Below are 9,815 nucleotides of genomic sequence, written 5' to 3' on the forward strand. Positions count from 1 at the left end.
TATAAAAAAGGCTAACTTGGCGAAGGAAAGGGTGCCTTGTATTGAAAAAAGAGAAACTTCGGACAGAAAATGTATCATTTCAATATCCTGGGGCAGCCTCGTATGCATTAAAAGATGTTTCGTTTTCCTTATATGAAGGAGAATGGGTATCTGTTATCGGACAAAATGGTTCAGGTAAATCTACACTTGCAAAATTATTGAATGGTTTGTTTTTGCCGGAATCAGGGACAATTACTGTAAATGATACAATGGTTTTATCAGAAGAAACGGTATGGGATGTTCGAAAACAAATTGGAATGGTATTTCAAAATCCAGATAATCAATTTGTTGGAACGACAGTACAAGATGACGTTGTATTTGGCTTAGAAAATATCGGAATGCCAAGGGAACAGATGGTAGAAAGATTAGAACAAGCCCTGCGACTTGTCCGTATGGAAGATTTTCTTAATGATGAGCCCCATTCGTTATCTGGTGGGCAAAAGCAGCGAGTTGCAATAGCAGGTGTTTTAGCACTTCAGCCATCTATTTTAATACTAGATGAAGCAACGTCAATGTTAGACCCTCAAGGGAGACGTGAAGTAGTAGAAACGGTTAGACAGCTTGTTAATCAAAAAGGTATTACCGTATTATCAATTACGCACGATTTAGAAGAAGCGGCACAGTCAGACCGTGTCATTATTTTAAACAAGGGAGAAATATTAGAGGAAGGGACCCCAAAGCAAATTTTCAAGTCCTCTCATATGCTCCAAGAAATTGGGTTAGATGTACCTTTTTCAGTAAAAATAGCAGAATTATTAAAAAGAAGTGAAATTCTTTTGCAAAATACGCATCTTACAATGGAAAGTTTGGTGAACGAACTTTGGAGATTACATTCCAAAAAGTAGAACATCGTTATCAATATAAAACTCCATTTGAAAGACGCGCGCTTTATGATGTAGACGTGTCGTTTCCAAGTGGAGGCTATTATGCCATTATCGGTCATACTGGTTCAGGTAAGTCGACGATGATTCAACATTTAAATGGTTTATTGCAGCCGACAAATGGTACGGTTCAAATTGGTGAACATTTAATTTCAGCAGGGAAGAAAGAGAAGAAGCTTAAGCCACTACGAAAAAAAGTAGGGGTTGTCTTTCAGTTCCCAGAACATCAGTTATTTGAAGAGACAGTGGAGAAAGATATTTGTTTTGGGCCTACTAATTTCGGTTTATCTGAAGAAGTGGCAAAGCAAAAGGCAAAAGATGCCATTCAGCTTGTTGGATTGGATATAGAGTTATTAGCACGTTCTCCGTTTGAATTAAGCGGTGGGCAAATGAGGCGTGTTGCAATAGCGGGCGTACTTGCGATGGAACCCGAAGTACTTGTATTAGATGAACCTACAGCGGGGCTTGATCCGAAAGGACAGCACGAGCTTATGGAGATGTTTTATAGTTTGCATAAGGAGCAGGGGCTTACAGTCATTCTTGTTACCCATAATATGGAGGATGCCGCTAAGTATGCAGATCAAATTGTGGTCATGCATAAAGGAACGGTCTTTTTGCAAGGAAGTGCAGAGGAAGTATTTTCACATGCTGATGAACTAGAACAAATTGGTGTGGACCTTCCGATGTCTTTAAAGTATAAACGTGCAATTGAAGAGAAGTTTGGTATTTCAATTCCAAAGGCTACCTTATCTTTAGAGGATCTTACTCATGAAGTTGTACAGGTGTTACGAAAAGGTGGTCATGAATCATGCAGCAGTTGATTATTGGGAGATACATTCCAGGTAAGTCACTCATTCATCAACTTGATCCTCGTACGAAGCTGTTGATTGTCTTTTTATATGTATTTGTTGTTTTCTTAGCAAATAATGCGATTTCATATGGATTTTTATTTTTATATGCACTCATTGCTTTATTTTTTGCAAAAGTGCCGATTCGTTATGTACTTTCGGGCTTAAAACCAATTTTATGGATTTTTCTTTTTACATTTTTCCTGCATATCTTCACAACTAAAGAAGGGGATGTACTATTCCAGCTTGGTTGGTTTTCAATACATGAAAAGGGATTAGAGCAAGGGATATACATTTCTATACGATTCTTTGTTATTATTTTAATGACGACATTATTAACGTTAACAACGACACCTATTGAGATTACAGATGGTTTGGAGACGTTATTAAAGCCGTTGAAGCGTATAAAGGTTCCTGTTCATGAAATCGCATTAATGATGTCTATTTCTCTTCGTTTTATTCCGACATTAATGGATGAAACGAGTAAAATTATGAAAGCACAAGCGTCACGTGGTATTGATTTTGCTGGAGGTCCGATAAAAGATAGGATGAAGGCAATTATTTCACTACTCGTTCCACTTTTTATTAGTGCTTTTAAGCGTGCTGAGGATTTAGCAATTGCGATGGAAGCACGTGGATATCGAAATGGTGAAGGACGAACTAAATTTAGGCAACTACGCTGGAAAATGAGCGATACAGTAACAATTATAAGTTTACTTTGTCTAGCTTGTATTTTAGTATGGTTGCGATTGTAATGGAGAACGGAAAGATGGAAAGAATAAAATGTACAGTTGCATATGATGGCATGCATTTTTGTGGTTACCAAATTCAACCACAGCATCGTACTGTTCAACAAGAAATAGAGAAGGCATTACAGAAATTGCATAAGGGTGAACTTGTTCGTGTTCAGGCATCAGGCAGAACGGATTCTACCGTTCATGCGAAAGGACAAGTCATACACTTTGATACACCTTTGTCTCTTGAAGAGTGGCAATGGAGTAATGCTTTAAACACAATGTTGCCAGATGATATTGTTATCAGGCAAGTAGAGAAGAAAACAGAAGAATTTCATGCACGTTACGGTGTTGAGAGAAAAGAATATCGTTATCGTGTATTATTATCAAAGACTGCGGATGTATTCCGTAGAAATTACGTATATCAATATCCATATCCGCTTGAAATAAACTCTATAAGAAAAGCGATTCCTTATTTTATTGGAACGCATGATTTCACTTCTTTTTGTTCGGCAAAAACTGACAAAAAAGATAAAGTGCGAACAATTTTTGAAATCGAGTTAATTGAGCAAGATGATGAATTAATTTTTCGTTTTGTAGGTAATGGATTTTTATATAATATGGTCAGAATTATTGTTGGTACGTTACTTAACGTAGGGCAAGGAAAGCTTGATCCTGATAGCATTCCAGAGATTTTAGCAAAACAAAATCGCCAGTTTGCTGGAAAGATGGCTCCAGGTCATGGACTTTACTTATGGCAAGTAAACTATAACAACTAATCCTGGTGTAACATTTGCTTGACATTAGAAACTCAAAAGTATATCATAACATATGGTATTGTTTCTAAAACCACGATTAGCCCCGGAAGGAAATCGTGTTTAAGATAAACAATAGATTTTTTCTATGGAAAAGATAACGAGGAGGGAAACACATGCGTACGACTTTTATGGCAAAAGCTAACGAAGTTGAGCGTAAATGGTATGTGGTTGATGCTGAAGGTCAAACTTTAGGTCGCCTATCTACTGAAGTAGCATCCATTTTACGTGGTAAAAACAAACCTACATTTACACCACACGTTGACACGGGTGATCATGTAATTATTATTAACGCTGAGAAAATTCATTTAACAGGTAATAAATTAAACGATAAAATTTACTACCGTCACACTAACCACCCAGGTGGACTTAAGCAAAGAACAGCTCTAGAAATGCGTACAAACTACCCTGTACAAATGTTAGAGCTTGCAATTAAAGGGATGCTTCCAAAAGGACGTTTAGGACGTCAAGTATCTAAGAAATTAAACGTGTATGCTGGAGCAGAGCATCCACACCAAGCACAAAAACCAGAAGTTTACGAACTTCGCGGATAATTAATTAAAGGAGGGCTTACTTTGGCACAGGTTCAATACTATGGCACTGGACGTCGTAAGAGTTCAGTAGCGCGCGTACGCCTAGTTCCAGGCGAAGGACGCGTTATCATTAACGGTCGTGATTTTGAAAACTATATCCCATTTGCTGCATTACGTGAAGTAGTTAAACAACCTCTAGTTGCAACAGAAACTTTAGGTAACTACGATGTACTTGTAAACGTAAATGGTGGTGGATACACTGGTCAAGCTGGTGCTATTCGTCACGGTATTTCTCGCGCTTTATTAAAAGCTGATCCAGAATACCGTCTAACACTAAAACGTGCAGGTCTATTAACTCGTGACGCACGTATGAAAGAGCGTAAAAAATACGGTCTTAAAGGCGCACGTCGTGCACCTCAGTTCTCAAAACGTTAATTTTTGCGAACTACAAACCTCAACCATTTTGGTTGGGGTTTTTTTATGTTTAATTCCTCTTATTTATTTTTGAAGTTTGGAATATTTTAGTGCTACCGTCCCGCGTATGCTTCTTCTTTAGAAGTTTAGACTAATACGTATTAGGGAGGTTTTATAAGTACTATGAATGTCATTGTCAGCTTAAAAGAAAAACAAAAAGAAAAGCAATTAAAATACGAGCGGAAGATGCTACGAGAATTATCATTAAAAACGTTGCGTTCAAATATTCGTGATGCCTTTCACATGCAAGAGCTTCATCGTCAGTATGAAGATTACTGTATTGAACTAGGAATAGAATCTTATTTATTAGGAGCGAGATACAGTAAGTTTGGTTATTATGGCGAATCGTTCTTTGATGTGAAATATAGGGCTTTAGAAGAAGAGCAACAATTAACGGAAACACTATTTCAATTTTTAACGAGTATGACTATACGAGAAATTAAGTTAAAAGATGAGGAATTACTTTTTGAATCTTGTCAGCAGTTTATCGGATTGTGGTGGCAGGAAGGATATGAAAAAGGTGAAAGAAGATATCGTTTAAAGCTACATTAAGACAAGCATAAACTTTCCTCTTGTCCCATATAAGTAATTAGAGGGACTAGCTGGAGGAGGAAAGGTATGAAGAGAATTCGAATTATCTCTTTTGCGCTCGCTGCGGTTGTTTTGTTTTTTTTAGTCAAACAAGAATTTCAAATTACAAAATCGTGGCGAGCGTGGAATTTACCCTTATCAGGGAAAGTAATTGTATTAGACGCAGGGCATGGTGGACCAGACGGAGGAGCTGTTGGTGGAAAGGATATTATAGAAAAAGACATAACTCTTGAAATTACAAAAAAAGTGCAAGATTATTTGCAAGAGCAAGGTGCATTAGTTATTTTGACACGTGAAGGAGATTATGATTTAGCTAACAAAGATACAAAGTCGTACAGTAGACGTAAAGCAGAGGATTTAAGAAGACGTGTGGAGATTATTAATAAGCCAGATGTCGATTTCTTTGCAAGTATTCATTTAAATGCATTAACTAGTAGTGGTTCTAAAGGAGCACAAACGTTCTACTATCGTTCTTTAACTGAAAATGAACGTGCTGCGAAGTTTATACAAGCTGAATTGAGAACGAGTTTAGAAAATACGAACCGTTCTGCTAAAACGATTTCTCATGTGTATTTATTAAAGTATGCGAAAACACCAGGCGCTTTAATTGAAGCTGGATTTTTATCGAATGTGAACGAAAGGTATATGTTAAATTCGGAAAAATATCAGCAAAAGGTAGCGGCTGCCGTATATCGAGGTATATTGCGTTATTTCACGGAAAAAGGAAATCCTCCAGAATAAGGGGGATTTTTTGAGTTTCTCTCGTTAACGAAGTTTTCGGAAAATATGTTATACTGAAAATGTAAACGCATTTATTTCAAGGATAAAGAGAGATAAATTCAATTAACATTACGTTATTTTTCATACAGGAGGCTGGGCTAATTATGGTAACGAAAGAGCAAGTAGTGGAAGCGTTAGAAGGGATTGTAGATCCGTTTTTACATAAAACGTTAAAAGAAACAAATGCAATTAAAGAGGTAACAGTCAAGCCGGAGAAGGAACATGTGAGTGTTAAAATTGCAATTGTAAAAACAGGTACTGCGGAACAAATGCAGTTGCAGTCGGGCATCGTAAAGTTAGTGAAGGAACTTGGGGCAGCAACAGTTGGACTTCGTTTTGCAGAATTTACAGAAGAGGAATTAGCTCAGTTTGTACCACCGCAAGAAGAAGAGCAAATTGAATCTTTATTGTCACCGAATTCAAAAACGACATTTTTAGCAGTTGCGAGTGGAAAAGGTGGAGTGGGAAAATCAACAGTCTCCGTTAACCTTGCCATTGCTTTAGCTCGTCTAGGGAAAAAAGTTGGTATCATTGATGCGGATATTTACGGTTTTAGTGTACCTGATATGATGGGGATAGAAAAACGTCCTATTGTAAGAGGAGATAAAATAATCCCAGTGGAGCGTCTAGGTGTAAAAGTAATCTCAATGGGATTCTTTGTGGAAGATAATGCACCGGTTATTTGGAGAGGACCTATGCTTGGGAAAATGTTAAATCATTTCTTCACAGAAGTAGAATGGGGTGATTTAGATTACTTAGTATTAGATTTACCGCCAGGTACAGGTGATGTTGCGCTAGACTTGCATTCCATGTTGCCGGCTTGTAAAGAGATTATAGTAACGACGCCTCATCCAACAGCGGCATTTGTAGCAGCGCGTGCTGGAGCGATGGCTTTGCGCACTGAACACAGTATTCTTGGTGTCGTTGAAAATATGGCGTATTTTGAAAGTAAAGTAACTGGTGAGAAGGAGTATGTATTTGGAAGAGGTGGAGGAGATAAATTAGCTGCCGAATTACAAACAGATGTAATAGGCCGCATTCCACTTCAACAACCTGATTGGAATAAAGAAGACTTCGCTCCTTCAGTATATGAAGATACGCATACAACGGGGATTATTTATCGCACGATAGCTGAAACAGTAATTGATAAAACAGCTGTCGCGCAAAAATAAAATAATAATGAGTGGACGATATATATTGTCCACTCATTATTATAGTTATTATTTTTTACTGTTGTTCCTTACTCCCGCTTTGGGAGCCACCTTCGCCACCTGCATCTTTTTTATCAGAGCCACCTTTTTCAGCCTTTTGCACACCTTTACTAATAATATCAATCATCTTAGCTTGGAAGAGTGGGCTTTCAGTAGTTTCTGTTAGTACTTGTTGTAAATATTGACGGTATTCTTTACTCTTCATTGTTTGCAACATCATTTTTTCTACTTCAGGGTTTTTCATGATCTCTATAACGCCTGCTTGGTATTCAGGGTCTTTTAGTAAGGTTTTCATTAAGTTTGTTTGTTCTTTCCCCATACTCTTAGCGAATTTCGATGAGAACTCAGGGTCTTTAAAGAGCTTTTCCCAGAATTGCTGCCCTTTGTCGGATACCATTGCATCTTCAATCGTTTTCTTTACTACTGTTTCATCTAGTATGAGTGCTTGTTTCATTTTTTCATCAGTTAATACATCTTGAATGGCCTTCTTACCTTGATCAGTTTTTAAAATATCAACAATCATTTTCTTTGTTTGATCGTAATCTAATTCGGATTTCGTTTCTTTTCCTTGTGCACATGCTACAAGTGCAATAAGTAGAAAAGAAGAAACGAAAACGAGTAGTATCCGTTTCATAAGTTGGAACTCCTTTCAGCACAGTTCTCTCTTTTTAATATAAATATCTTTAAGGAATTTATACATGAACATGGCTAGCTTTTTGAAATTGTCATTGATACAATTTAATTAGAAATATAAGGATAATGGGGGATGTGTTGTGAATAGCCGCAAGTGGGTACGACTATTTTTAACGACGTTGTTTCTTGGTGGAGTCAGCACGGTTATTATTGGGTTTGTTTTGGAGTGGGACAAGTACGATAAATTTTTTCAAAATTTCGACGTAAAGGAGATTCTAGCAGTTTCTTTCTGGTTGATGGGTGTAGGGTTTATTTTTAGTGTTATAAGTCAAATGGGGTTCTTTGCCTACTTAACGATTCATCGTTTTGGACTAGGTATGTTCCGATCGTCATCTTTATGGAATGTAGTCCAGCTCTTCTTTATTGCATTCGTTTTATTTGATTTTGTGTATTTAAGATCTGTACTCATTGCAAATGGAGAAGTTTCATTAGGGAATAACATACTTGTTGCTGGAATATTATTTGTGTTTGGAGCGATTGTTGCTTATATAAAAAGTAAAGAAACAAATAAAAAAGCATTTGTGCCTGCCCTGTTCTTTATGGTTGTTGTAACAATTCTTGAATGGGTGCCAGCATTAAGGATTAATGATACAGATTGGTTATATTTAATGGTTATACCACTTTTATTATGTAATGCATATCAGTTACTTATATTACATCGTTTAATCGGAAAAACGAGTAAAGCTGCTTAATTGAAAAGTACTTTTGAATTTTTACGCAGCGATAGTTATACTACGAGAAATAGTGAGATGGAAATAGCTCTATTACCTTTCGATAAGGTAATAGAGCTATTTATGTGTAAAGGGTAGCAGAAAAGAAACTACTTCACATCTTCACTTTTCGTACTTGTGTTGGAAATGAGTTGTGATACGGATATTTGTTGATATCCGTCACTCTTTAACTTTTGTAGAAGTAGCGGTAAAGCTTTATTTGTTTGAAGAGCAGAATCAGATGCGTGTAATAAGACAATATCTCCACCCTTCAAATTATTAGAGACAGTGGAAACGATAGTATTTACACCTGGATTTTTCCAATCATTTGAATTATTACTCCAATGAACGACAGTGTATCCGAGCGATTCTGCGATTTTAAGAGTTGCTTTGTTGAATTCACCACTAGGTGGACGCAATAGCTTGACTTGTTTTACGCCAAGTTTCGTAAAAACATCTTGGGCTCGTAAAAGATCTCTTCTTATTTCATTTGGCTCTAGAGAAGTGTAAGACGTGTAATTATAACCCATACTACCGATTTCATGTCCATCTTTCATGATGCGTTCGACGATATCGGGGTGTCTTTCGGCCCATGCAGCAGAAAGGAAGAAGGTTGCATTCTTAATTTCTCTTTCTTTGAGTGTCTCAAGGATTGGAATCGCTTTTTTGTCTCCCCAACTAATATCAAACGTGAACGCAACTTGTTTTTTAGCAGTATCTCCTTTGTAAATTACCTTAGGACCTGTAGCAGTTGAAAAAGCAGATTCATGTGAATATGTTTTTAAAAAGAGTAGCCATGCTGTAAATAAGGAAAGTATCACTATTAAGCTAATGTGTTTAAAAGTTCTTTTGCTCGTAATAAAAAAGAAAAACATAATATTACGCCCCTTTGTCCAATCCTTTTCAGTTACATATATGCTTTAAATATAAAAAAGAGAACAAGGGATTAATATCGTAAGTGGTGGATATAATGAATGATAGGATTTTGATGATTTGTTTTTGATAAGTAAAAATGAGCGGAACTTGTATTGCTCTGTAAGGAATGATTGAGGTGATGATTTGCTTGGGCTTATGTTGACGAAAGAAGAGAAAAAAGAAATGGAATACATATTGAAGAGAGAGTTAGAGGAACTTTTATTTGATTTTGAAGATGAGCGTATTCATGAGGTTGTAAAAAAAGCGATGGAAGAAAGATATAAAATCATTTTTTGTTTATTTCGAAGAGTTGCTAACGCAGAAGAATGTATTCGTTATGTAAGAAAAAGAATTTTTTATTAAAAAGTGTTGACGTTAATGATTAGTATATGGTAAATTAATAAACGTCGCTGATGCGGAAACGCAGAAAACGACAAAAAAGAAATTGAAAAACTTAGTTGACATCGAAAAACGAAGATGTTAACATAAGGAAGTCGCAAATGAGCGACTAAGTAGTTCTTTGAAAACTGAACGAAACAAACAACGTGAAACGTCAATTTTTATTTTTAGATGCTAGACAAACTAACTTTA

At 36.5% G+C, this 9,815-nt stretch carries 13 protein-coding genes; 11 read left to right on the forward strand and 2 right to left on the reverse strand.

The genetic code is table 11. The features are described 5' to 3' along the window. Positions 1-41 precede the first annotated feature (41 nt). From JDS92_RS14685 to JDS92_RS14725, 9 genes are all read left to right on the forward strand, one after another. Entirely contained in the window at positions 42-884 is an 843-nt protein-coding gene (locus JDS92_RS14685) for an energy-coupling factor ABC transporter ATP-binding protein (protein ID WP_000711788.1), read from the forward strand. Continuing rightward, a complete protein-coding gene (locus JDS92_RS14690; RefSeq protein WP_000406524.1) occupies positions 860-1,741 on the forward strand; it encodes an energy-coupling factor ABC transporter ATP-binding protein in 882 nt (293 codons plus the stop codon). Before JDS92_RS14685 ends, JDS92_RS14690 begins: the two co-directional genes overlap by 25 nt. After that, the gene (locus JDS92_RS14695) at positions 1,729-2,523 is read left to right on the forward strand and encodes an energy-coupling factor transporter transmembrane component T family protein (protein WP_001186520.1); all 795 of its coding nucleotides are present in this window, start codon (positions 1,729-1,731) and stop codon (positions 2,521-2,523) included. The genes JDS92_RS14690 and JDS92_RS14695 overlap by 13 nt, the downstream gene beginning before the upstream one ends. A 14-nt stretch (positions 2,524-2,537) precedes the next feature. Then, complete coding sequence (truA, locus tag JDS92_RS14700) at positions 2,538-3,281, forward strand: tRNA pseudouridine(38-40) synthase TruA (RefSeq protein WP_000439681.1); 744 nt, start codon at positions 2,538-2,540, stop codon at positions 3,279-3,281. A gap of 152 nt (positions 3,282-3,433) precedes the next feature. Beyond that, complete coding sequence (rplM, locus tag JDS92_RS14705) at positions 3,434-3,871, forward strand: 50S ribosomal protein L13 (protein ID WP_001260795.1); 438 nt, start codon at positions 3,434-3,436, stop codon at positions 3,869-3,871. Positions 3,872-3,892: 21 nt separating this feature from the next. Then, positions 3,893-4,285, forward strand: coding sequence for a 30S ribosomal protein S9 (rpsI, locus tag JDS92_RS14710; protein ID WP_000079986.1), 393 nt, complete (start codon positions 3,893-3,895; stop codon positions 4,283-4,285). Positions 4,286-4,447: 162 nt separating this feature from the next. Continuing rightward, positions 4,448-4,876 (forward strand): DUF2521 family protein, encoded by a 429-nt coding sequence (locus JDS92_RS14715; protein ID WP_001101000.1) that lies wholly within the window; start codon positions 4,448-4,450, stop codon positions 4,874-4,876. A 66-nt stretch (positions 4,877-4,942) separates the two neighbouring features. Beyond that, a complete protein-coding gene (gene cwlD / locus JDS92_RS14720; protein ID WP_000822443.1) occupies positions 4,943-5,656 on the forward strand; it encodes an N-acetylmuramoyl-L-alanine amidase CwlD in 714 nt (237 codons plus the stop codon). Between the two features lie 143 nt (positions 5,657-5,799). Next, on the forward strand, positions 5,800-6,867 hold the full coding sequence (locus JDS92_RS14725; protein ID WP_000256618.1) for an Mrp/NBP35 family ATP-binding protein: 1,068 nt from the start codon (positions 5,800-5,802) through the stop codon (positions 6,865-6,867). Positions 6,868-6,922: 55 nt separating this feature from the next. Here the strand turns inward: JDS92_RS14725 and gerD are convergent, their stop codons facing one another. Next, positions 6,923-7,540, reverse strand: a complete 618-nt coding sequence (gerD, locus tag JDS92_RS14730) for a spore germination lipoprotein GerD (protein ID WP_000821768.1) — start codon at positions 7,538-7,540, stop codon at positions 6,923-6,925. Positions 7,541-7,679: 139 nt separating this feature from the next. Between gerD and kbaA the strand changes: the two genes are divergently transcribed. Continuing rightward, positions 7,680-8,291, forward strand: coding sequence for a KinB signaling pathway activation protein KbaA (gene kbaA / locus JDS92_RS14735; RefSeq protein WP_001088537.1), 612 nt, complete (start codon positions 7,680-7,682; stop codon positions 8,289-8,291). A gap of 128 nt (positions 8,292-8,419) precedes the next feature. Here kbaA and pdaB read toward each other — a convergent pair whose 3' ends face one another. Then, the gene (pdaB, locus tag JDS92_RS14740; protein WP_000464721.1) at positions 8,420-9,184 is read right to left on the reverse strand and encodes a polysaccharide deacetylase family sporulation protein PdaB; all 765 of its coding nucleotides are present in this window, start codon (positions 9,182-9,184) and stop codon (positions 8,420-8,422) included. 184 nt (positions 9,185-9,368) lie between these two features. Between pdaB and JDS92_RS14745 the strand changes: the two genes are divergently transcribed. After that, positions 9,369-9,587 (forward strand): hypothetical protein, encoded by a 219-nt coding sequence (locus tag JDS92_RS14745; protein WP_000901142.1) that lies wholly within the window; start codon positions 9,369-9,371, stop codon positions 9,585-9,587. Positions 9,588-9,815 lie beyond the last annotated feature (228 nt).

Origin of the sequence: Bacillus cereus group sp. N12 (genome assembly GCF_016483575.1) — a bacterium.
GTDB classification, from domain to species: domain Bacteria; phylum Bacillota; class Bacilli; order Bacillales; family Bacillaceae_G; genus Bacillus_A; species Bacillus_A toyonensis.

Coding starts and splice junctions, on each gene's coding strand:
- JDS92_RS14695 (WP_001186520.1), top strand. CDS start 1,729: ATGCAGCAGTTGATTATTGGGAGATACATTCCAGGTAAGTCACTCATT.
- truA (WP_000439681.1), top strand. CDS start 2,538: ATGGAAAGAATAAAATGTACAGTTGCATATGATGGCATGCATTTTTGT.
- rplM (WP_001260795.1), top strand. CDS start 3,434: ATGCGTACGACTTTTATGGCAAAAGCTAACGAAGTTGAGCGTAAATGG.
- JDS92_RS14715 (WP_001101000.1), top strand. CDS start 4,448: ATGAATGTCATTGTCAGCTTAAAAGAAAAACAAAAAGAAAAGCAATTA.
- cwlD (WP_000822443.1), top strand. CDS start 4,943: ATGAAGAGAATTCGAATTATCTCTTTTGCGCTCGCTGCGGTTGTTTTG.
- JDS92_RS14725 (WP_000256618.1), top strand. CDS start 5,800: ATGGTAACGAAAGAGCAAGTAGTGGAAGCGTTAGAAGGGATTGTAGAT.
- gerD (WP_000821768.1), bottom strand. CDS start 7,540: ATGAAACGGATACTACTCGTTTTCGTTTCTTCTTTTCTACTTATTGCA.
- pdaB (WP_000464721.1), bottom strand. CDS start 9,184: ATGTTTTTCTTTTTTATTACGAGCAAAAGAACTTTTAAACACATTAGC.